Here is a 24,497-nt window from a genome sequence, read left to right on the forward strand (position 1 = left end):
GATCGATCAATCAAACAATTTGGCAAACATGCCACTAAGCCAGTTCACAAGGGAGACACACATAAGACTATTGAATCAGCAATCAACTCTTAATATTTTCTGGTAAAAAAGATTCAACTCTGGTTTGCCTCCTGTTCTGCTTGTGCCTGAATAGCAGTAATAGCAACAGTGTTGACAATGTCTCGAACTTTACAGCCTCTGCTTATGTCATTCACAGGCTTTTTAAGACCCTGTAATATAGGCCCTATTGCTACAGAATCGGTAACAGATCTCTGAACTGCTTTATAAGTATTATTACCGGTATTGAGATCAGGAAAAATTAAGACAGTAGCCTTTCCTGCAACGGCATTACCAGGCATAAACTCTTCAGCCTCATAAGGGTCAATCGCTACATCGTATTGAAGCGGTCCTTCCACTGCCAGATGAGGTGCTTTTTCGCGGACCAGCCTGGTTGCTTCCACAACTTTATCTACATCTTTACCTTTACCTAAACCACCAGTGGAATACGAAAGCATCGCCACACGCGGCTCAATTCCAAAAATCTTTGCAGTCTCGGCTGAACTGATAGCAATGGCTGCAAGCTCCTCCGCATTCGGGTTAGGATTGACTGCACAGTCTCCGTAAGCCAGCACTTTATCGTTCTGACACATAAGAAAGACACTCGAGACAATGGAAACTCCCGGCTTGGTTTTAACAAATTCGAAAGCAGGCCGGATAGTTTGCGCAGTCGTAGTTACCGAACCAGAAACCATACCTCCGGCAACGCCCAACCAAACCATCATTGTTCCAAAATATGTAGGATCGCTCATGCGGTCACGAGCGTCATCGATCATGATGCCTTTGTGCTTACGCAGCTCGTAGTAGGTCTGTACAAACTTTTCAAAATGCTCAGATTTAACAGGGTCAACGACGTTTATACCAGTTAAGCTTATATCTATATTTGAAGCAGCCAACTTCACTTTCTCTACATTTCCAAGCAAAGTCAGCGTAACTACATCTCTGCGCCTTAAAATATCAGCTGCTCTTAAGATGCGTTCGCTTGTCCCTTCAGGAAGAACAATATGCTGTTTCTTCTCACGAGCTTTATGCAGAAGAGTGTGCTCAAACATGAACGGGGTAATTCTTGAAGAGGTCGTTGAAACCAGCTTTTCCTGTAATTCATGAGAATTAACGCAGGTCTCAAAAAGACCTAAAGCAGAGAGGACCTTAACCTGATTTTCAGGATCGATGGTACCGTGAAGGCCTCTTAAAATTTGTGCAGTTTTATATGTATGCTCGGGAGCAACTACAATTGGAATCGGAACACCACGCCACCCTTCGATCAAATGATGAACGGTCATGGCAGGTTTAATTCCACCTGTAAGCAATATTCCCGACACATTCGGATATGAATCTGAAAGACGCGAGGACAAACTCGCCAATATAATATCGGACCTATCACCGGGAGTAATTATTAAGCTGCCTTCGCCTACATATTTGAGAAAGTTCTCAATCTGCATGGCTGCTACAACGTAATTATCTACAGGTGTTTCCAGTCTGTCACTTCCGTATAGAACCTTACCGTTCAGCCACTTTACAACATCATTTATTGTAGGGTTACCAAGCCGTTTATCATCAGGAATTATGTATACAAGAGGCTTATTTCCCCCTCTAAATCCGGTTTTTATCCTATCTACAAGATTCGGAGAAAATTTCTTACTCGCTCTGTTGATCATAACAGCGATAACATCCAGCCCTTTTTCTTCAAAAAGCTCGAAAGTACGCTGGGATAAATCACAGATCTCATCTTCTTCGCTATTCATGCCGTTTAATACGGCGAGAATAGGACACCCAATGTTACTCACAACATCCATATTAATTTCAAACTCTAAAGCAGTCTCACCGCCAAGATAGTCAGTACCTTCACAGAGAACAAAATCGTATTCCGCTTCAAGTGCTCTAAACTGTTCAATAATATTCTCCATCATAACCGCGTGATTACCCGCATTTAGTAAACGGGTGGCTTGACTCTGAGTATATGCGTAGGTGGTTTCATATTCTTGATTAAGCTTGAAATGACGCAAGATGAGATCAATATCATGATCCCTGCTGCCCTGAAAGCTGTCGTGGATTATTGGACGGAAAATTGCGACTTTTCGTATATGAGTGAGTAGCAACTGCATCACACCAAGAACAATGGCTGACTTTCCGCTTCTAGCTTCTGTTGCGGCTATATACAAACTCTTTGACATATTTTCTCCTGAATAACGTACTTGTAGTTTAATTCTAAATAACAGAATTTATATTAAATTTCACGGCTTAAATAAGAGTAGATATTTCAAGAAAAAGAAAAATGTGGGCAGATATAGGGAGAGTTAAATGAAAGATCAGATGAAAAAGTTTCCAGACGGCTCATTATGAGCCGTCTGGAAATAAATGAAAGCAACTAATTAGGCATTACGGCCCATGGTGGAAGCACGCTCAGATCGATGCCCCATACAATCGGCAGGAAGTAAACAACGGAAAGAGTAATTAATATCGCTCCGAATACGTTTAACCAGAAACCGGCCGAGGCCATCTGTTTGATCGTGATACACCCACTCCCGAAAACAACCGCGTTCGGCGGTGTTGCAACAGGAAGCATGAATGCGAAGGAAGCTGCCACACAAGCACCGACGATAGTCGCGAAAGGATGAACGCCCATCGCGATAGCGGCACTACCCATAATAGGTACGAGAAGTGTTGCAGTAGCAGTATTGGAAGTAATCTCTGTCAGGAAGATTGTGATAACAACAACCAGTCCAACGAACATTAACAGAGTCATACCTTCAAGCATGGTCAATCTGGATGCAATGAAGTTTGCGAGGCCAGTCTTGGAGAAACCGTTCGCAATTGCAAGACCACCACCGAAGAGTAAAATTACGTCCCAAGGAATCTTAACAGCGGTCTTCCAATCAAGAAGGAACTCGCCTTTCTTGAAGTTGGTAGGAATCGCAAAAAGGATCAATGCGCCAAGGATACCAATTGTGGCATCGGAAATAAAACCGAACTGAGGCCACATATCTTGTATGAAAGGAGCTTTTTTAAGGAATCCACGAGAAAGCCAGAATGTAGCAACAAAGCAACCAACGATTACTATGTACTTTTCTTCTTTAGTCATTGGTCCAAGCTTTCTAACTTCTTCATCAATAATGGCTTCACCACCGGCAAGTTCCATTCCTTTTGTTGGGAATAAGAACTGAGTGAGAATCCACCATGAAACTGCGATCATGATCACAGCTAAAGGAACACCGTACATCATCCATTCGCCAAAGCCGATCTGTACGCCGTACATTTTGTCGACCATACCAGCCATAACGGTGTTTGGAGGTGTACCGATGATTGTACCAACTCCGCCCATTGATGCAGCGTAAGCGATACCGAGCATGAGACATTTACCAAAGTTTGATTCAGGACCAGTGGATGGACAAGCTCTAAGCGTTTTAGAGTCGAACCCGGTTGCCTGCTGAATGACAGCCAGACCGATGGGAACCATCATCATTGCTGTAGCGGTGTTGGACACCCACATTGAAAGGAAACCAGTTGCGATCATAAACCCGAGAATCATACGTCCCGGACTTGTTCCAACGGCTTTAATGGTGTGAATAGCAATACGACGATGCAAATTCCATCTTTCCATTGTGACAGCAAGAAAGAAGCCACCCATAAAGAGATAGATTAAGTGGTTAGAATAAGGCGCACATGCGGCTTTAGATTTCATTACGCCTAATAGCGGAAACATTGCGATTGGTAATAAGGATGTTGCTGGAATTGGAATTGCTTCCGTAATCCACCAGATCGCCATTAGAGCTGTTACAGCTGCAACTTTCCATGCAGCTGGGTTCATGCCATCCGGAGCCGACATAAGAAGCATAGATACAAATACAATAGGCCCTAGGAAAAAGCCGATTATTCTACCATTCCCACCATCATTTTGAGCGCCCATAGTCCCTCACTTTGCGCTTGCGGCATCTAAAAAAAGGATAAAATGAATGTCATTCGTGCTCCGCTTCGCAAGCGGATTGTCAGCGCACTTTAATAACACCCTGCCTAATCCTTAATTTAGACAACCAATTATAAATATACGATACCTCATCACCTATTTTACCTTCCCTAAGTCATAAATGAACAAGGAAAGGATTTTTTCAAGTCACTTACGCAAAATTCAGGAGCAGCCGAATATTTACGAAGTTCATTTAAAAGATGCTAAATTCCAGTTCTTTTCGATCTGACACCACAGATCTCTGCCTGTCACTGTTATGTGTATGCCACGAAAAGAACTCAATTTCCACTTGATTGACCAATCACATCTAAACGCCCGCAGCTTCTAGGTTCGGAACCGCATAAAGTTCCCCGCCATGACAGTCATTGATGACCAGCAAAGGAAACTCTTCGACAGCCAATTTGCGGATAGCTTCTGGTCCGAGTTCGTCAAAGGCGATAACTGTTGCTTCTTTAATGCACATAGAAAGCAAAGCTCCGGCTCCACCGGTTGCTCCGAAATAAACAGCCTTATTGTCCTTAAGAGCCTGTTTAACTTCGTCACTCCTTTTACCTTTGCCGATGCTGGCTTTCAGCCCGAGGCCATAAAGGCGGGGAGCATAAGCATCCATACGGTAACTGGTGGTGGGGCCTGCCGCTCCAATAGGTCTGCCCGGAGGGGCCGGACTTGGACCGACATAATATATAACCGAACCTTTCAAATCAAAGGGAAGTTCTTCACCTTGATCTAAAAGGTCAGTAAGTCTTTTGTGAGCCGCATCACGTGCGGTGTAGATAGTTCCGGTAAGTTTTACAACGTCCCCGGCTTTGAGAGGGACGATATCCTCATCAGTAAGCGGAGTGGTCAGTGAATAAGTAGTCATTATAGCTCCACCTCCTCATGCCTTGAAGAATGACACTGGATGTTCACAGCAAGCGGTAAGCTGGCAATGTGGCATGGACGCATTTCGATTTTCACATCAAAAACAGTGGTTTTTCCACCGAGTCCCATAGGACCGATCCCCAGCTTGTTAATATCTTCCATGAGTTCGGCTTCCATCTTCGCAATCTCAGGATCAGCACTTGGCTCGCCAACTTTACGCATGAGTGATTTTTTAGCCAAAATCGCGGAATATTCAAAAGTACCGCCGACACCAATGCCAACCATTGTAGGTGGGCATGGATTTGGACCAGCTTCAGCAACACGTTCAATGACAAACTTCTTGATTCCAGCCCAACCTTGAGCAGGAGTCAACATGGTCACACGGCTCATGTTTTCAGAGCCACCGCCCTTCGCCATAAATGTAATTTTAAGTTTATCACCCGCGACAAGATCAAAATGGATAATAGCAGGAGTGTTGTCCCCTGTATTCTTGCGAGTGAGAGGATCACAGGAAGACTTTCTAAGAAACCCTTCGTCATAGCCTTTGCGAGTACCTTCATTAATGGCTTCTCTAAGAGTCATGCCGTCAACGCTGACATCTTCACCAACCTCAACTATGTATACTGCGAGTCCCGTATCTTGACAAAGAGGAAGGCCTGACTTTTCAGCCAACTCCCAATTTTCTTTAATCTGCCTGAATACTTCTTTTGCCGCTGCAGAATCTTCTGCGGCAGCGCATTCTTCAAAACGCTTACGCACGTCTTGCGGCAAGTAGCGATTCGCGCTTACGCACATCTTTGCTACAGCTTCGATAATAGTTTCAGCTTTAATAGTACGCATCATCTACTTCCTGAATAATTCTTAAATTGTGGATACCCTTATCTTACGACGCAGGAAACCGAGTTAATTCTACCAGCACAAAAGGTAGCAGAAAAGTCAACAAAGCATTCCAGATACAACAAAGGACTTCTTGACAAGCCCACAGATAAGACACTGGATTTACTAATATATGTAGAAAAGAAGTTCAAAAAAGGCAGAATTGAAGAGAAGGAAACAGACAGAAAAACATCATAAAACAGAGTAAAGCAACACGCTACACTGTTTAGTTCCCTGCTGTTCTAACCGAGAAAAGGGCAGATTGGACACAATGAACACGCTAAGTATTCTACCTGACATGCATCCTCCCAAACGCCCAAAAATCGACCCAAAATCAACCCACCCATGAGTCTTTTCATACGATTTTCGGAGAGAATTAAATAAAAAAGAATCTCAAAATTTCACGAATTGTTTTTTAAACTTGAAGTGGCTAAAAAACCTTTTTTAAGATACTTGGAATAATGGTTACCACTCATTATTTGGCTGGTCAATCAATATTGGAAACGTATTGACAACATTCTAATTTCATACTCATTAGAGAACTAATTTTTAATAACGCTATTAACACTACTTTTTTCGGAGCTTCGGCCTAATGACTAAAAAACAAAGAATACTTCTTTCAGCTCAAGAACAATTTGGAGAACACGGCTTTACCGGCACTACCCTGAAAATGATTGCGGACCATGCGGGAGTAGCTGCAGGACTGGTTTCCCACTATTTCGGCAACAAAGACAGTTTGTTCCTTGAAGCCGGAGGAGCATTAATTGATCAAATGCTCACTTCTCTTAAAGAAAAGGCCAAAGAGGCAGACACAGGACTTGAAGCTTTACGGATTTTCATTGATTCCTATCTCGAGTTTACCGCCGCCAACAGAACAACCTTTCCCACCTTGTTAAGATGCTCACCATTCAGTGACGAGAACCCTCAGCTTGATAGAAACGAAATCGCTTCCAAATTCCTGCGTCTTATCAATCAAATTGAGATATACCTAAAAAAAGGAATGAAAGACGGCTCTATTAGAGAGCTCCCTATGCCGCAAACTTCATTCTTAATTTATGGCAACATTGTTGGGGCAGTTCGGACCGAATTTCTAACTCCGTACGAAATACCGGAATTATTTGAAGAAGCATGCCTATTCATCATCAGAAGCGTAGCAGCTCATTAGAGATTAACCACTTACCTCTACTCAGATGAGCCTTACTTATGGGTCGCGATTACTTTCCGTGCCTAACAGTTTTTTCATATGCATGGATATATCCTTTCTACTTTTCCTCTTTTTGTCCGCCCACAATTGAAAACCGGCACCCATAAGAGCATGGACGTCGGCTCTAAATTCATCTTAGGACACTCTATTATGGTCATTCTTAGAAAATATTGCTCACAAACGACAATATCTTTCACGAAAGATTATTAATATTAATAATCTTGAGCATAATGTTGTTCCCACTTGCTATTTACAACAAAAACACCAATTTAAAACTTAACCTTATATAACAGATACTTAGAAAGTATATCAGTACTAACGCGTTGAAATAATCAAAAAAAAACAACTTTATTTAAAATAACGCTTGACGAAATAGAGCTTTCTCAATAGTACTTCTTTTCGAAGCGCGCCTGTAGCTCAGCTGGATAGAGTGCCGGACTACGAATCCGTAAGTCAGAGGTTCGAATCCTCTCAGGCGCACCATTAGAAAAACAAGGACTTAGATGAAAATCTAAGTCCTTTTTCTTTTTTGTGATTTGCTAGTTCTTACCACTTTCTTACCAAATTTAAATCCTGACATAATTTTTATAAAAATTATAAATTCCTATGACTGGAAGTAATGCTCCAATAAAAGCGTACATCATTAAAAATCCCATGAGCCTAATTAAGTTCGCTTCGTGGGGCCTCGCTCCCCCAATAGGATCACTTGACGTCTCTCTAAAATTTGAAAGAAAAGAATCCATTCTCGATTCCTTGAGGCCTACAGCATTTATTTTATATAAAGGAGTGCTCGCGGCGATTAAATAAAATATGGCTCCTCCCCAAAGAGCAAGGCCAGTTGCCACCAATTCAGCAGAGTCTGACTTCCCATTAAAACCTATTATTATGGTCACTAGCCCTACCAGTATCCATACTGCCGCAGGAGCAGGTGAGCCAGTAAACCTTCTAGCCTTCATGCTAGCAATATGCGCGCTTGTTGAGGTGATTTTGTTTTGCACTTCAGAATCGGTGACTTCTAACTTTCTAATTCTACGAAGAACCTCATACCCCTGAAATACTTGCTGATATGATGTAGCAAAAGGTGAGTTATTATCATCAACCATCCAATCAGAGTAAATAATATCAAAATAAAAGGATGCGATTCTATTCTTTAATACGTTTCCATTAGGATTGCTTTGGAGAGTGTTTTCGAGTGAGGTAACAGCCCTTGGAATAACCGCTTCAAGGGTCTCTCTGGCTATTCTTTTTTGCTGCCACCTTTTCCGACTAAAATATATTGGTGCAAAGACAAACACGGTTAGAAGTGTCAATGTGAAAAGCAAAAATATTAATACTTCTAGTAGATCCCATTTAGTAATAATAGAAGTTCCATTTTTGTTTTCATGGAAAATATTTGTCCCACAAACCAGCAATAATAGCTGTTCAAGTGCTCTGTAGTTTATGCTCTTATGAGGGGGAGAAGAATAAGGTAAACGTCCATACTTGTCCTCTGCGTTAACATCTGCTCCGTAATAGACCAATAGCGCAGTTGTAAAAAAGTTACTATTTCTTAACTTCATAACTCGATGCAGTGGGGATCCCATGAAGCTATTCGCGTTAACATCCGCTCCATTTTCTAATAACAATTTTACAATCTTATAGTTAGAATCTGCGCTGGCAGCATCACTAAAGGCTGTGCTCTCGTACTCACCACCATATTTTGTGTTAACATCAGCGCCGCTATCCAGTAGCAACTTTACAATAGAATAATCTCCCTTTTCTTCGTTCAATGGTCCACTTGTAACAGCATAAGACAAAGGAGTGTGCCCAAATACGTCCTTTGCATTAACATCTGCTCCACTTTTAATTAAACTCTCTACCACCTCTAAATTCCTAGAATCTGCGGCAAAGTGCAAATCATGTGAATGCCTGCTTACAGGTAAAAGATATGGATCTGCTCCACTATTAAGTAGAAGTAGAACAATATCTGTAGACCCCTTTCCCAAAACATCCATTTTGAGAGCATAAATATACGGAGTATACCCGATTTTATTTTTCCCGTTAACATCTGCCCCATTTCTAATTAATCTCTTTACCTCTTTAATATCGTTGTATTCTATAGCCGAAAACAAGTTTTGTGAATGTGCTACTATGGTTCCTATTGTTAAATAATACAGAAGAGCAATAGTCACGAACAGTATGGTCTTTTTGTGATGCTTTACATTGGTTGTCATGATACCTTTCCCTGTCTTCATAATGCCATCCTATCTATACTAGGTTCTCATACGCTTACCTTGTTCTTAAGCTATAGTTCCGTCGAATTAAGGTGAAGTATGTTTGTCTTTTCCCTTCCTCCATCGTGGAGTAGAGACAGCCCTTCAAATACCAAATTTCAATATACTTACAATCTATTGATAGGACATAACTACATGATTTTAAAGCTTCTTTCAGATGTAACTGCGTAACACTGGTCATCTGCGATGCTGCACCAAGCAGACTATGCACTAGGATCATGTTGAATCAATCCAAGGGACGTTCCATAATCTCCTGAATTGATGTGTTGCATACTTCTTCGTACAATTCGCGATCTTTTTGAATGTCAGATGTTTCATTATTCATGAAACTACCTCCAACTGATCATTTTAATGTGTCAAGAAATGCTGAATATTTTCATTTTCTAAAAAGCACCCTTTGCTTTTGAAGAGCCTCACTCTCTCCGCACATTACACCAATAGCACTGCGTCATTGCAGCACGTAAAACCTGCGCAGGACCAATTACGGCACGGAGTTTATAATTGCACCCTGCTATCACAACATGCCAACCGATAATTAAGCTGGTACATTCTTTGTTAAAATTCTAATTAACGATATTCAAGCAGATTATGCAAGAAGTGACAAGAGCATTCAAAAATTAGCAAACCTAATGAGAACGCGCAAAAAACAGTAGGAATTATTGAATAAATTGTAAAACATCGGCAAATCGCATATAATCATACAGATCCGGAAAGCAGGACAGGTAAGGTGGCCCAAAGGTCAGGATTGGGATGATTTGCTTAGAGCAAACAAAATTAATAAAAGATTTATGGAGGACTGCAAGCACCGTGGCAAGCTACTCATGGCTAAAACGGTAGAAGAGTATACCTACCATAAGTATTGTAGAAATTCGGCGAAACGTTTTGTCATTACTTTCAAAAACAGACTCTTTAGCGTCTGCGTTGATATTGCACAATTGACTGAAGATTTAGCCGGCACTCCGCTTGAGGACAAAGATAGCTTTCCCGTATTTATCAGTCACTGCACTGTAATGGAAATATGCAATCGTGACCCTCAATGTCTTTATCGCGAAGTGGATGAATTGCTAGGTGAGCAATGGTATGTTTTCAAAATACAATCCACCAGCAAAAAACCTGAAATTGTACGCCTTGAAGGTTCGAATATCGCAACAGCGGATGCTTTCCACAAAGCCTTGCTAAACAGAACTGCTGGAGGGACTTTCAGCGGAACTCCTGCCGACATGCGAATTCTCACAAACCGTTGGCTTCAAAATGAACTCTCTACCGTCCGCTCTATCCCGTATATTGGGTATGACAATGAATCCCAAGCATATATTTATCCGGCAGCAGCTTTTTATAAAGGTAAGGAAATCAGGCTAGACGAAAACAGTTTTTATAGAGTGGGAAAAGATCTTGTCCGTCCCGGCCTGAAATCTATCAAAATAATTACAGATGGGAAATTCACCCCTGATTGGTTTGATAAGTTTTTGAAAACTTTTCACTGGCAGGGATTTGCTCTTCTTGCTTTCTGGACAGGATCACTCTTCGCACATCAAATACGGAAAGAGCAAAAATCCTTTCCTTTTTTTGAGCTTACAGGAGATCCGGGCGCAGGCAAATCCACCATGCTCGAATTCTGCTGGAAATTGTTAGGCCGAGAAGACTATGAAGGATTCGACGTGATGAAATCCACAATAGCAGGCCGCCGCAGGGCATTCAATCAGGTTTCCAATATGCCTATTGTGATCATTGAGTCAGACCGTGAAACAGGCGGTAAAGACAGCAAGCAAAAGCAATTCAATTTTGACGAATGCAAGCCTTTCTATAATGGTAGAGGAACAGGAACGCTAGGCGTCCCCAAGCGCAATAATGACGTGGAAGAATCCTTGTTCCAAGCATCCCTGATCATATCTCAAAATGCGCAAGTAGACGGCAGTGAAGCTCTTTTACAACGAATTGTACATTGCCATGCCGATAAAACTCATTACGATTCCGGATCGCGTGAGCTTGCACGTTTTTTTGAAAAGATTTCCTGCGAGGAAGTAAGCGGATTCTTGAAGACAGCTCTTATAAATGAAGCAAAGATTCTAAAAACGTATTTTGAGAGTTTCAAAAAGATAGAAACCGCTTTTTCTGCATCACTAAAAAATGAGAGAATAGCCAAAAATCATGCACAAGTCGCTGCTTGCGGATATGCTTTGCAAATAATCTTCCCAGCCATAAGCACAGAAACAATAGAGGATTTCAAACTATATATCTTACAAAGAGCAACCTTACGAGAGAAGCGGCTTTTAGCAGACCATCCTTTAGTGGAACAGTTTTGGGAGACTTTCAGATACCTAAACTCAGAAACAAGGAGCACAGAAGGAGAAGCCTTGAATCACAGTGGCAATCCTGCCTATTACGCAATCAATCTTAATCATTTCGTGCAACAGTGTAGAGATAACGGGCAGGAAATGCCTGATCTCAAAGTATTAAAAAAGCTTCTCCCGCACTCAAAAAAACATAAATTGCTTCATAAATCTAAGGCCATGACTAGCAAAATAACAAACAAAACAGTTCGCTGCTGGGTTTTTAAGGTCTAATAGCTTTTGAACAAAAAAATCATCACCAGAGGGATTCGGAAAACTGTAATAAGTGTAATTATTTGTAAATATACCTACAACAATCTAAAATAGTTGTACTAAAACAAAACTCTGCGTGTAATAAAAAGTGTGATTTTATGTAACAGATATTACACTTTGAGATTACATTTCTTAAAAGCACAACCCACCGAAAATACTGGCAATTACATTCCCCATTACATATTATTTCATTTTTATTACAATTTAAATTTCAATTAACCTGTCTTATTCCAATGTCTTAAGAAGATAAAACTGAGTCCATTACAGGAATTACACTTTCCCGAAGACCTATACCCAGCTTAAATCTATTAGCTAATATTTTCAGCATAGTATTCTTAATTGCCGCACCTTAAAGACTCGCTGTTTCTTACAATTTTTAATCCGTGTGCCTAGATCATACGAGGGCAGATATTATCGGATTAGCAGATTTAAGTTCCAGCTTTTTACCCTCATTGTTTTGAAATCTAAAAGTAGACTTCTTCTGCTGTCTGGAAAGATTACCATCCAAATCAAAGCGACAAAAATGAACGTAGCTTATCGTCAGCAATTCATCATTTTTTAACTTTTTATAAATGGCCTTCTTCGAGTATCCCTTCTCTGTCAGATCTCTGATCACTGACAACGAAGCTATCACTTCAACCCTTGCATCATATTTTTTCCGCACTCTATCCTCCTTTTGTACCCTGACTGACTCGCCGTAATAAGATCACTAAAACTAACAGATTAACTCTTTTAAAGTCAAAAGTATTAGACTGTTAGCTTGTGAAATATTAGGACACTATGTGATACTTTCAGATACTAAACGAGATTATAGATGATTTAAGAGGATTTTTTGATATTTAACAGGGAGCATCACTAAATATCAAAAAATCACCTTTAATCCTGTATAATAACCTAAGCGTTGGAGGCAGGACAGGTAAGGTGGGCCCACTTTTTCAAAGTGGACAACCTTACGCCCTGCTCCCTATGGGAGAAGAGCTTATTCGCCTGCGGCTCAATGCAAGAATAAAAACAGTCCAAGAAGAACGTGGAATCCGTACACAACAAAACGAAAGTCATAAAAGTTTATGTTTCTAATAAAGAACCCATTATGGTTAGTGTATTAGTCGGTCCTTTTCCACTTTTGCAAAAGCTCATGAAAACTTGATTCTGCGCTATTCCTCTTGATTGCTCCGCCGTGGTATTGCTTTTTATCCTCGCAGGTATTAATCTTATTCTATGATCAAGACATCAAAATATACTTTTGCAACAGCAAAGAGGCCCAAGAAGAAATCTGAAGTTTTGCAACGCCGCTTTATGCACGTCAAAGCATCCCTTGCTATTGAAGGCTTGCATCTGACCGTTGAAGAAATCAGTGTCTTTGAAGAATGTATCCAGAAAGAGTGCTCTTTTAAAGAACGAACAAATATTTTGAAAGAACGGTTCCCCGACTATGCCTACACGATATGCTCATAGAGACATATATACTTACAAAGATTCATCCGTCCTCAGAAATAAGGCCGGACTAACAAACCAAGAGGCGCTTGATCAATTCGAGCGCCTTTCTGTTGCCAACCGAATGATGGAAGATTCTCCTAGCGGAGAATTTAATTACCAACATCTCAAGGCTATTCACCTCCATCTATTCCAAGATGTTTACGACTGGGCAGGGCAAGAGCGAAATGTTTCAATAAGTAAAGGAGCAACCTTATTTGCAAATCCCCGCTGTTTAGAATCTTGCATATCTACACTTCTCACCGAATTGGCAGGTGATGATTACTTACAAGATCTTTCTCCCAGTGATTTCGTTGAACAGGTTGCTCATTATGTGGTTGAATTGAACGTTGCGCATCCGTTTCGTGAAGGAAATGGCCGAGCCATTCGTGAATTCCTATCTTTGTTGGCAAGCAAGGCCGGATATGACGTAGATATAGAGAAGCTGCAAGACGGCTGGCTGGAAGCGTGCATTGAAGGCGTTAGCAAGGGGGAGCAGCTAATGTGTGATGTTGTTGCCAGAGCTCTAGTTGTTTTTGAAGATTAAAGTGATCACCTTGCCTTAAGTCGACTCAAGCGACTAATATCACAACCTTATTCAAACATAATCTTGGCTAATGCTATATAAAAGAGCTGTAGAACTCTATTAAAGCTAAGGGAAGCTTCTTCATTAATTGAACTTATCGTATCTCAACAACATTATATATTCGTTATGGTGTTGATAATTTGTGTTTGATATTTTTACTGGTTAAAAGTCTTTGTTATCAATTCTAGGCTAAAGGGTAGTTATTAATGTCATCTTTAGAAGATTCAGACAAAATCTTAGATGGTTACTGGCGTGAAATGTATGCAGTTAAAGCTCACGCTTGTTATCACGCAAAGTACTCATTACTCTGTAAAAGAAAAATGTGGTGGGTGGATCTGTTTGTTTTAACCGTTACTTGCGGTGGTGTTGGTAGCTGGTTGATATGGAAAGATTATTCGAACTTTTTGTCAGGAATAGTCGCCTTTGCTTATTTATTGAGTGTTATAAAGTTAACATTCCCTTACAATGAAAGGGCTGACTGCTGCAATCGCCTTGCAGGTATTTATGATACAATCTCTATGGATTTTGAAGATGGATGGAGTGACATTCAGGCTGGAGATCTGACTCTGAAGGAAATTTCAAAAAAAACAAAAGAATTGAGAAGAAGAAAAAACGAAATGTTAAATGCCTGTATTGGAAATCCTCATCCTGTAAATAATCGCTTATTAAAAAATGCAGAAACTGAGGCTACAGATTATTTTCAGAACTTAATTGACTAACCAACGAAAAATAGGAAGAAATTGCTATGAACAAACACTCAGACAGCACAAGTAGAAAAGAAGTTCTTTTGGAAGATCGGGGTAATCCACCTGTAAAAAAAACGCCTCCTCGTCCACAAGTCCCCACTCCTAAACCAGAAAAGAAGAAATAGAATAAATACATATACCTCAACTTTTGTCAGGGTATATGTATTTATTCATTAAGTGTTTTAGCGAAAGTTCTAATTGTAGCCTTCAATACTTCAGGAATCAAACATGAATACCTCTTCGTCATTTCCAGCAAAGAATAGTTCCGTATTTCTCCAGCGTAGAAAAAGGCGATAGCTCAGACTATTCCATTTCATATATTACGACCTGTATCCTTTTAATCTATTTAGAGGGTTGATTATAAAATATGAATGATTCTGGAGAATGCCCGTAGATATTTGTAAATAAAGAACCTGCCCATTTTTTTATTCTTTCTTGATCATACTCGTCGGTTAGCCAACTATAATCATAGCTAAACGGGCCGTCCTCAACGACCCACTGATTGCTTAAGTCGTACAAGATATTCCAAGCATAGAATGAATTAAATGCTTCATCTACATGCTTATTCTCTTTACCGTCAAAATAACGGGGAACTATTTTGCCATTGTTTTCAGCTACAAATAGTGCCTGGTATTTATAAAATATTTCCTCTGTTTCTTCAGAACATCGCTCCCCAGCAAAATGAGCACCGGGCCAGCAGAATATCTCTGGGCATTTGCATTTATCTGTTTGAAATTTGATGAACTGCGAAAAGAATACGCGTATAGGCTGGTTCTCATTTTTAAATTTAAAAGTTGATTCTTCTACTAATAAGTCTTGAATTGACGTTTGATTTTCAGCCCAGTTTTTAACTATTAGAGCGCATTCCACTGGAGTTGGACACACTAATGCCGAACATAATTCTTTGCTTACAGTTATATATTCATCTTTGCTAAATTTTTTTATAGCACTAGTTAATGATTTTTCTTTTGCTACATGCTTGGCAAGTATTAAGAATCTTATTCCAGGATCGTTCGAAAGTATAAAAGATTCATGATGTATAAGATCATAAGGAAACCCATCGCCGAGATTGATCGCTATGTCACATATAAGTAAAAAAAGTCCAATCAAAGGATCTCCAATGTCAGCCGGCCATTCTGATTCAGAAGCTTCTAAAAAATATTTAAACGCATCAACGTAAATGTCAGAAAGTAGACCATTTGTTTCACAGTATTCCCATGTTATGCTTTTGTTTGACGCGTAATATAAATACTGAATTTGCGAAAAACGAGCTTGCCCTTCAAAAATTTCTCTCACACTCATTGGCGCTAGTCTTATTGGAGATCCCCAGTAAAACCCTTCAACTCTCTGATCGTTGAGTCTTCGAAATGATTTCTCCCAATTACGCGGGTCGGGTAAAAAATCGTTTGTTTGATCAAACGATGAGGATAGTAACCAAAGAACTGAACTCCATAATATTTGATATGAGTGCCCCATACTTTCGAAAAATTTATCTTTGGTAATGTCCGAAACTTCGAGAGGGAAGAACATGAGACTTTTAGAAAACTGTATGTCGAAATAGTTGTTTAGTATGCGGTTAAGATTCTGTTCATTTTTTGTTTGTGTGCTGGAAGCTTGATTTAAGCTATAAGTCCTTATTGATTTAAATGGCCCCATTTCGTTAATGATATCTTTTAAGTACAAATTGTTGATATGTGATTGTGCTGGGTATGCAAGACTGAGAAGCAACCCTATTGTTGACCCAATATGTTGCCACCAGTGAATTGTTTCATGAAGATACACTGAAAAAGAAGTGATGAATTCATCATCAATGTCATTGGTATATATACCTGATTCAATCGTGGATAATTTTTGCTGAACATCCTCTCTAAGCCTTAAGACAAAATGCATTGGATTATATGATCCACGAATAGAGGAATCATTAAATTCGGTTGTAGCTGCCCAGGCTGGCCGATTGCTTTGCAATACAGACTTATTCACGCTCATTCCTTTTATTGTCTTTCTGTTAGAGTAGAAGAATTCAAATAAACATGCCTTCCTCTCATTTGTCCAGAGTGCTGCCACATCAAATACTCCCATGGGCGTTTCCGAATACGAACTAGCGAAGTCTTTGCCTAAAGAGTTAGAATCCACTCTGCCGAGTATAGAGCAGCTTGAGAAGGAGCTTGAAGGGTTGCAAGTGAGGGATGAAGGAGAATGATCTCTCGATAAATATCAGCATAAGCCAGCCCCTAAAAACATTCCCAAGCATCATCTTTTAGCTAAGTTTTAGAATAGTTGCATGCAGTAGCAGAACAAGTGATGTCGCGTATAATTTATAGATTTTAGTTTCAATATAATATATTCAGTTCTGCATTATAAGCACATAGATTATCAAAAATTGCAGGATAAAATATATGACAGATGAAAAAACTCCTAAATATGTATCACTAGCACCTATCGACGATGCAGATCCCAACCGCACATACTCAAAAGCTTTAACTTTTGCTTTAAACGAAAGCGATATTAAAAACATTGCTTTAACAGGGCCATACAGCTCAGGTAAAAGCAGCGTAATTAAAACTTTTGAGAAGAAGTGCGGCAAGCGTTATAAAATTTTAAACATTTCGCTTGCTTCGTTTAAAGATGAAAAAGCGAAAGAGAATGGTTATGACAAGGGTCAAAGCCATTTAATTGAAAAAAGTATTCTACAGCAAATGATCTACGGAGCTGATGCGGACAATCTCCCCTACTCTCGCTTTAAAAAGATCATTACCCCCAAAGGAGCGAAGACAAAATCAACTATCTTTGCTCTTTGGATAGTACTCATCTATATAATGTATGTGCATAGGGGTGTCACTTCTACTTTGCAGCTTCCAATGTACCTTCTTTATTTTTTTGCTGGGCTCGTCACTTTTATTGGGGGCGTCGCCTTTTTCCATTATGCCTATCTTGCATTTTTTAAAATAAATTTGACGCGGATTTCTATAGCAAGTGCTGAGATAGAAACTTGTAGTAAAAGTGAAGATTCCCTTTTCAATAAATACCTTGATGAAATAATCTATTTCTTTAAAGCAACGAATTACAACCTTGTTGTCTTTGAAGATTTAGATAGGTTTGAATCAACAGATATTTTTGTAAAACTCAGAGAAATAAACACGCTAGTAAATGAAAACAATAACGATAATGGGAAAATAACATTCCTATATGCCGTTAAAGACGACCTTTTTTCTACTACTGATAGAACTAAATTTTTTGACTTTATTTTGCCCGTAGTCCCTGTTGTGAATGCTTCAAATTCTTTTGATAAGATACAAGAAATATTGAGAAATACCGCGACAAAAATAGATCATCAATTCCTTAAAGATATTTCTCTTTATTGTAATGATCTCAGACTCATCCACAATGTTGTTAATGAGTTTTTAATTTACCACAAAAAAATAAATGCAGATTTGGATAAAACTAAACTTTTGGCAATGATGTTTTATAAAAATCTATATCCAACAGATTTTGACAAGCTACATCACAGAGAAGGATTTTTCTTCAAAATTTGTGAACATAAATTTAAGTTTGCCCACACTAAAGAAACACAATTGAAGAAAGAGCTTGAATTTTTAAGAAATAAATTAACAGACTCAAACAGTGAGAAAATTAAAAATTTAAGTGAACTTGTCAAAGTATATCTCGCACCGATATTAATGAAGGCTACTACGATAAACGGTAATAATGGCGCAATCAGAGGCGAGTCTAATACAGTAATACGATTCAGTGATCTAACTACAATAAAGTCATTTGAAATCAACATTGCGAAGAACGGTGCCCAACTACAACTATGTAGCGAACAAGGGCGCAACGGCATAACCATCCCTACTTTCGCTGATTTTGAAAAAGAAATTGACCCAAATAGAACTTTTTTGGAGAGGAAAGAAGCTCTAGAAAACAACTCCTCAAAAAAGAGAGCTGTAATAGAGAAGGAAATTCAGAAAATTAAATCTGAAATTGAAAATTTAAATTGCTCGTCCTTGAGTGACCTCACAAAACAAGCCAGCATACAGGATATACTCAATCTCCAGTCTGATACGCCTGAAGATAACGGCAAAAGATATGAAGTTCTTTTATATTTAGTACGAAATGGGCATTTAGATACAGATTACCATAACTTCATATCCCTCTTCCATGAGGGCCGATTAAGCTTCGTAGATAGAGACTTCCTGCTTAACATACTAAACGGCAACCCTCCTGAACTCAGACAAAAAGTAGATAATCCTCTCGAAGTCATTAACGATATGCGAGAGAGTGATTTTAACACAGAATATGTCTTGAACATCCATTTAGTAAATTATTTATTCAAATATAATCACGCCAAACGCGATAACGTAGTACAATATATCATTGGTAATTATGAACAATGTGGAAACTTTTTTACCACGTACCTAGAACAGGGCGAAAGCTCAGAGGAATTATTTACAAGCCTAAGCCATAAATGGCCTGAATTTGCAGAAGAAGCTATCAATGCAAATACAGAAGTGACTCCAACAATCATTGGCTCAATTTTAAAATATGTTGAAAACAGCCACATCGTAAATGAAATGAATGATGGAGGAGTGGTTACGGACTATATTAGTGAATATGGAAACCGACTTTTTACTTATGAACTAGATGATCATCAAGACTATTCAGTTTTAAATGATCTTGAAGTAAAATTCGAGGTACTTAAAGAGCTAAAAAGCAACAACCAACTCATCGAATATGCTTATGAACACAATTTATATGAAATCAATGAAGAAAATATATCCTTCTTAATAGGTGACTACTCATGGAAATCGGACGACGGTAATCTTTCTGCTAAAAACTATACAACTATCTGTGAATCTGAAACCACCAAACTGGCACAATATATAGACAACAATTTAGCTGAATATATTAACAAAGTATTCCTTACGCTTCCTGAAAACATAAAAGAAAGTGGGGACGTGATCAACAAATTGCTCACATCAGAAAAATTAAATATGGAGCAAAAAGAAAAAGTAATCGAAAAGCAAGATTATATCTTCGAATCTTTTGAAGGAGTTCCCAGCGAACTGTGGAACACTCTGCTCGAAAAAGATAAAATTACCCCTTCATGGAAAGATCTGATAGATTACCTATCTTCCGAAGAGTACGAAGAGAGCTTACTTACCAGTGTATTTAAAAGCACTTATAACTGTAAAAAACTCGGAGCAGACGAAGACCACCTCGACGAACTCCGTACTGATGAGGGCTGGAATCTTTTTAAGGTTATTCTAAATAATGATGAAATAGCAGATACTAACTATTGTGCATTAGTGAAAGCAAGCCCTATAACACTCAAAGCATACCCTGACTCTATTTCGAATGAAAAATGTTTATGCCTAGCCAGAACAGATATAATAATTTTGTCACCAGAATCATTTCAAGCGGCCAAAGACAGGAAAAGTATAGACCTCGTTGTTGCCTTAATTCAATACAACATTGCCTTCTACATTGAAAATACATCCGATTATCCTATCAAAGGGGATGTAAAAGAACGACTACTGCAAAGCGATATTGATGAAAGCGCGAAGATCAGTATTTGCTACGGTGTTACTATAAATGACCTTGAAGACAGCCCAAACTTCGCCCCGCTAATTTCTGGCCTAATCCTTAAAGAAGAACTTGATTCTTCAAAATTTGAAGACGAAATACTGACAAAAGTGATTATTAGCTGCGGTGGAGAGGAAGACCAAATCAGACTCCTTACTAAATGCATTCCTACATGTAATAAAGACCTAGTTTCAAACATCCTTGATCAGATCAGCAAAATATATAGCGGGATGCTCTTACCTCGTAATCATAAATCATTTGAAAACATTCCATTGCATAAAAACCTCATAGATGCGCTCGAGTTGCGAGGGTTCATATCTTCACAAAAACTGATAGATGAGGATAAACAGATAAAAGTTTACACTTTTAGATCGTAGACAATAACGAGTTAGACTTATTCACTCCAACCGAGCAATAGCCTCCTCAGCCACGCTCTGACTTGATTTCGCATACCGCGAGACCATTGTTAAGTCCCTATGCCCTAACAAGTCCCTCAAGATCGTTATAGGCGCACCTGCATTACCTAGCCTCGTTGCGAAAGTATGCCGTAACGAATGGAAATCGAGTTTCATTCTACGGTCTGTGACTCCCTCATTCAGCTTCAATTCCTTCACAACTCTAGGAAAAGTAGAGCTCACGCTTTTGAAGGGGATATTGCTTTGACCGGGCCAGACCAAATCAATCTGTTTTGGGTTCTGCTTTTCAAACTGAATCTCTAGAACACTCCGAAGCTTTTTATGGATTGGAATTAGTATCTTTCGATCCAAACCACCTTTACCTTCAAGACAATTAATATGACCACTTTTTAGATCTATATGCAGCCATTTCAAATGTGCCGCTTCTGCGAATCTAAGCCCTGCATAAAGGCTCGTCATTGCAAGGCCGTAAGTAACAAAGGATCTTTCTTCAAGGGAGAGCATTAACTTCTTTTCATCCCTGCCATTCTCACCTTCGCTAGAATCAAAAGTATCTAAAGTTCGTTGCTTAGAATTATCACCGACCAAATTCCTAAGCTTAACGCCTACTATAGGACTAACGCCATACCACAAAAAGGGCTTATCATTAATTCCAATCGCCCCCTCAATGGCCCTGTTGTATACCTGCCGTACTATCACGATACAATGCTTAGTGGATGCAGGAGAAAGCTTTTTGAGCAATGTCGCTTTTATCTGCTCAAGAAGATAGCTGCTAACCTCATTGAAAAGAACTGTGTGAAGACTACCTTTCAAATGTGAATTGTAACGCTGCTCATCATCCTTCCAATGTGTTTTGTTGTTTTTAGCCCAGACCATATAAGCCGCAAAAACTTCACCAAAAGTAAGCTCTTCATTACGCCTGGATTCCGCTTCCTGTAGTTTGATTTGGCTATCTAGCTCGTTCTTTAGTTTTAAAAGCTCAAGTTCTTGCTTATAGGTATAGGGCTTTTCGCCCTTTTTTAAATTTTCCAGATATTCATCGCGTTTTAGATATGCTTTCTCTTCAGACCATCCGGCTGATTCCCAGCCAAGAGTTGAAGCAAATCTCTGACCTGAACCTGAGTACCTGATATCAAAACAACGATCATATCGAACACCATACTTTCTGGATTCGTGCTTATACCATCGAACGCCTTTGAACTTCTGTGAAGCTTCCCATTTAGGAGTTGCCATCATTCCCTCCTCTAAACTTTCTTACCATCTTCTTACCACTTTCTTACCATTTCCAGCCTCATTAGCTATGAAAACGTATGAAGACATGTGAAGACATGTGAAGACTTTCTACACAAGAACAAGGATAAAATCAAGCAATCAAAGGGATTAACAGTACCAAAGATAGGCATAAAAAATGAACCAGAGTGCCGGACTACGAATCCGTAAGTCAGAGGTTCGAATCCTCTCAGGCGCACCATTAGAAAAACAAGGACTTAGATGAAAATCTAAGTCCTTTTTCTTTTTTGGTCATCCAATCATATTTTATTCTAGTTTTACTCAAACACCCCACACCAAAAAAAAGGGCTTAGATATCAAATCTAAGCCCTTTTTCCATGTCGTGTCTTTTTTACTTCACTGAGATCTATGTTGCAAAAGAACCCTCAGCAAATCTTCAAATTCAAGTGGTTTAGAAATATAGCCGCTAAAACCTGCTTCAAGAAACTTTTCTTTATCTCCGCCCATCGCATAGGCTGTAAGGGCAATAACAGGAAGGTTTGCATAAGGCTTGCCGCTTGCTCGTATCAATTTAATTGCAGACATACCGTCCATGACGGGCATCTGTACATCCATAAGAACCATATCAAAAGAGTTGCTCTCGAGCATTGCTATCGCTTCCTGCCCATCTTTAACACAAACAGGATGAATGCCCTGCTTGATGAGCAATCCTTCAATAAGCATCTGGTTAATCTGTTCATCCTCAGCAACAAGAACGCGTACGGCAGACAGATCACCTTCAATATCAACTTCCGCAAGAACGCTTGCCTTTTCATCCTGACCAGGTACTGGCCCAAAGGTCAGACAAAAATATACCACAGTACCGCCACCTAGAGAACTTGCTATGGATATTTTACCACCCATCAATTCTACCAATCGCTTAACAATACTCAGCCCAAGTCCTGCCCCGCCGAAACGTCTGGTAAATGAAGCTTCAGTCTGTGTAAAAGGCTCAAAAATATTTTCAAGTTGACTATCTTCAATGCCGAGCCCTGTATCTGAAACTGAAAACAAAACGCGGTAACTATCCAAGTCCTTTGAAGGAAGCGGATAAGCCTCGACAACTATACTCCCTTCAGAGGTAAACTTAACCGCATTACCCACCAAATTAAACAAGATCTGCTTAATGCGTACAGGGTCTCCGAGCTGCGCGTCAGGAATCTCAGGAGATACTTCCAGAATCAGATCAACTCCCTTCTCACGGGCAGCTAGGCCGAATATTTCCTCAAGAGAAGTATAGATATCAGAAAGGTGAAACCGCTCAAGAATGATCGGCATCCGATTTGCTTCAATGCGAGAAAGATCAAGAATATCATTTAAAAGGTCTGTAAGGTTCTTACAAGAACGAATGGCTATCTCAGCGTAATCTTTCTGCTCGCTATTCAAGTCGCACATCTGCAGCAATTGCAACATGCCCAATGCGCCATTAAGAGGAGTCCTAAGCTCATGACTCATGTTTGCCAAAAACTCACTCTTAGCCCGACTTGCCGTTTCGGCCTCTCCTAAGCGAAATTGAAGCTCCTCATTTAGCTCAACTATGTGCACTTCGCGCGTGCGAATATGCTGCGACATTCGATAAAAATTTTCTTCCACCTCTTCCATCTCACGAATCCCTTCATGCGGAAGATCAAGCTGATAAGATCCATCACTCACCCGGCGAATATTAACGATGAGTTTCTGGAAATATGAAAATACCCTGCTCAAAAAATGATACGCAAGCGCAATCCCAAGTAGCATGAAAACAATGGCAAATCCGCTGTAAGTGTATGCCAGACGGTAAACAGGATCCATAACAAGCTGCATATCCTGAGCTACAACCAGCGTCCAACCTGTAACAGAGATAGGCGTAACCGTAATAAGCTCTTCATGACCGTCAATTACGAACATTGCGAGGCGTTCAGATTTTTTAGACAAGGCCAGATATTCATCAGCATTGGAATCTCTTTCCCGGCGAAGAGCTTTTCCAGAATCAGAATTAGCGAGAATAGTTCCGGCCCCATCAAGTATAGCAACGGTCAGTCCTTTTTCAGGAGCAAGCGCGCCAACACTGATACGAAGCTTCACAAAATCGTAATTAGCTACAATCACGCCGCCGGAGAACGGCACAGAGATAGAGGCGGTAGGCTGGTTCATGTACGCAGATATGTACGCTTTAGACCACATAGCCACGCCATGTTTCTTTGCATCAAAGAACTGCGGAGTTCGTGACATATCAAGACCTATCGCATCTTCATCGTGCGGCGACATGGCCCACACAATACCATTGTCATTCAAAACTCTGATATCAAGAAAACTACCGTGACTTTTTAAAATTTGTCCCAAAACAAAAGGTAAATTAGTAGAATTAATCTTCCCATCGTCCAAAAGTTTAGCCAGAGCTGTAATTCTATTTTCTGAATCTTGAAGACTGGTTTTGATCGTATTAGAAAGCAAAGTTGAAACACGCTTACTATTTGCAACCATCTGTGTTCTTGCATTCTGATACGCAGTAAAAATAGTGAATAGCGACATGAGCAACAAAGGAACAGCTAAAGCAGGCCCAAGATTGCGGTAAAATATATATTTCAGACTTCTAGGTTTAACCATTTA

Annotated in this window: 17 protein-coding genes and 1 tRNA gene; 9 read left to right on the forward strand and 9 right to left on the reverse strand. The window is 39.7% G+C overall.

Going from position 1 to position 24,497, the window contains the following annotated elements:
- Positions 1–113: 113 nt before the first annotated feature.
- The 4 genes from pta to BR06_RS0104850 all read right to left on the reverse strand — a co-directional run bounded on the left by pta (position 114) and on the right by BR06_RS0104850 (position 5,722).
- On the reverse strand, positions 114–2,231 hold the full coding sequence (gene pta, locus BR06_RS0104835; protein ID WP_031480689.1) for a phosphate acetyltransferase: 2,118 nt from the start codon (positions 2,229–2,231) through the stop codon (positions 114–116).
- Positions 2,232–2,425: 194 nt separating this feature from the next.
- Positions 2,426–3,964 carry an SLC13 family permease gene (locus BR06_RS0104840; RefSeq protein ID WP_031480691.1) on the reverse strand — a complete coding sequence of 513 codons (1,539 nt, stop codon included), beginning with the start codon at positions 3,962–3,964 and terminating at the stop codon, positions 2,426–2,428.
- Between the two features lie 364 nt (positions 3,965–4,328).
- The gene (locus tag BR06_RS0104845; RefSeq protein WP_031480693.1) at positions 4,329–4,883 is read right to left on the reverse strand and encodes a Fe-S-containing hydro-lyase; all 555 of its coding nucleotides are present in this window, start codon (positions 4,881–4,883) and stop codon (positions 4,329–4,331) included.
- Positions 4,883–5,722 carry a fumarate hydratase gene (locus BR06_RS0104850; RefSeq protein ID WP_031480694.1) on the reverse strand — a complete coding sequence of 280 codons (840 nt, stop codon included), beginning with the start codon at positions 5,720–5,722 and terminating at the stop codon, positions 4,883–4,885. The genes BR06_RS0104845 and BR06_RS0104850 overlap by 1 nt, the downstream gene beginning before the upstream one ends.
- A 628-nt stretch (positions 5,723–6,350) precedes the next feature.
- Here BR06_RS0104850 and BR06_RS0104855 point away from each other — a divergent pair.
- Together BR06_RS0104855 and BR06_RS0104860 are read left to right on the forward strand one after the other, a co-directional pair.
- A complete protein-coding gene (locus BR06_RS0104855; RefSeq protein ID WP_031480696.1) occupies positions 6,351–6,923 on the forward strand; it encodes a TetR/AcrR family transcriptional regulator in 573 nt (190 codons plus the stop codon).
- Between the two features lie 445 nt (positions 6,924–7,368).
- A tRNA-Arg gene (locus BR06_RS0104860) sits at positions 7,369–7,445 on the forward strand.
- A gap of 83 nt (positions 7,446–7,528) precedes the next feature.
- On the opposite strand, the gene BR06_RS0104865 is transcribed toward BR06_RS0104860, so the two are convergent.
- Complete coding sequence (locus tag BR06_RS0104865) at positions 7,529–9,196, reverse strand: ankyrin repeat domain-containing protein (RefSeq protein ID WP_031480698.1); 1,668 nt, start codon at positions 9,194–9,196, stop codon at positions 7,529–7,531.
- A gap of 860 nt (positions 9,197–10,056) precedes the next feature.
- Here BR06_RS0104865 and BR06_RS0104875 point away from each other — a divergent pair.
- Positions 10,057–11,799: a hypothetical protein gene (locus BR06_RS0104875; protein ID WP_156952657.1), complete on the forward strand. Its 1,743-nt coding sequence runs from the start codon at positions 10,057–10,059 to the stop codon at positions 11,797–11,799.
- Between the two features lie 433 nt (positions 11,800–12,232).
- Here the strand turns inward: BR06_RS0104875 and BR06_RS0104880 are convergent, their stop codons facing one another.
- Entirely contained in the window at positions 12,233–12,502 is a 270-nt protein-coding gene (locus tag BR06_RS0104880) for a hypothetical protein (protein WP_031480702.1), read from the reverse strand.
- A 554-nt stretch (positions 12,503–13,056) separates the two neighbouring features.
- On the opposite strand from BR06_RS0104880, the gene BR06_RS0104885 reads away from it, so the two are divergent.
- From BR06_RS0104885 to BR06_RS20825, 4 genes are all read left to right on the forward strand, one after another.
- Complete coding sequence (locus tag BR06_RS0104885) at positions 13,057–13,293, forward strand: hypothetical protein (protein WP_031480704.1); 237 nt, start codon at positions 13,057–13,059, stop codon at positions 13,291–13,293.
- Positions 13,271–13,858, forward strand: a complete 588-nt coding sequence (locus BR06_RS0104890; RefSeq protein ID WP_034602865.1) for a Fic/DOC family protein — start codon at positions 13,271–13,273, stop codon at positions 13,856–13,858. Before BR06_RS0104885 ends, BR06_RS0104890 begins: the two co-directional genes overlap by 23 nt.
- Before the next feature lie 245 nt (positions 13,859–14,103).
- Positions 14,104–14,616 carry a hypothetical protein gene (locus BR06_RS0104895; protein ID WP_031480708.1) on the forward strand — a complete coding sequence of 171 codons (513 nt, stop codon included), beginning with the start codon at positions 14,104–14,106 and terminating at the stop codon, positions 14,614–14,616.
- Between the two features lie 26 nt (positions 14,617–14,642).
- Positions 14,643–14,768, forward strand: a complete 126-nt coding sequence (locus BR06_RS20825; protein WP_268870783.1) for a hypothetical protein — start codon at positions 14,643–14,645, stop codon at positions 14,766–14,768.
- A gap of 217 nt (positions 14,769–14,985) precedes the next feature.
- On the opposite strand, the gene BR06_RS0104900 is transcribed toward BR06_RS20825, so the two are convergent.
- Positions 14,986–16,722, reverse strand: coding sequence for a hypothetical protein (locus BR06_RS0104900; protein ID WP_031480709.1), 1,737 nt, complete (start codon positions 16,720–16,722; stop codon positions 14,986–14,988).
- On the opposite strand from BR06_RS0104900, the gene BR06_RS20830 reads away from it, so the two are divergent.
- A complete protein-coding gene (locus BR06_RS20830) occupies positions 16,721–16,843 on the forward strand; it encodes a hypothetical protein (protein ID WP_268870784.1) in 123 nt (40 codons plus the stop codon). The two genes, BR06_RS0104900 and BR06_RS20830, sit on opposite strands and share 2 nt — an antisense overlap.
- A 196-nt stretch (positions 16,844–17,039) precedes the next feature.
- The gene (locus BR06_RS0104910) at positions 17,040–20,600 is read left to right on the forward strand and encodes a YobI family P-loop NTPase (protein ID WP_031480710.1); all 3,561 of its coding nucleotides are present in this window, start codon (positions 17,040–17,042) and stop codon (positions 20,598–20,600) included.
- Positions 20,601–20,621: 21 nt separating this feature from the next.
- Here the strand turns inward: BR06_RS0104910 and BR06_RS0104915 are convergent, their stop codons facing one another.
- Together BR06_RS0104915 and BR06_RS19625 are read right to left on the reverse strand one after the other, a co-directional pair.
- A complete protein-coding gene (locus BR06_RS0104915; RefSeq protein WP_031480711.1) occupies positions 20,622–21,872 on the reverse strand; it encodes a tyrosine-type recombinase/integrase in 1,251 nt (416 codons plus the stop codon).
- 393 nt (positions 21,873–22,265) lie between these two features.
- Positions 22,266–24,494, reverse strand: a complete 2,229-nt coding sequence (locus tag BR06_RS19625; protein ID WP_051676930.1) for a hybrid sensor histidine kinase/response regulator — start codon at positions 24,492–24,494, stop codon at positions 22,266–22,268.
- Positions 24,495–24,497: the final 3 nt, after the last annotated feature.

The organism is Maridesulfovibrio frigidus DSM 17176, assembly GCF_000711735.1.
GTDB lineage: Bacteria > Desulfobacterota > Desulfovibrionia > Desulfovibrionales > Desulfovibrionaceae > Maridesulfovibrio > Maridesulfovibrio frigidus.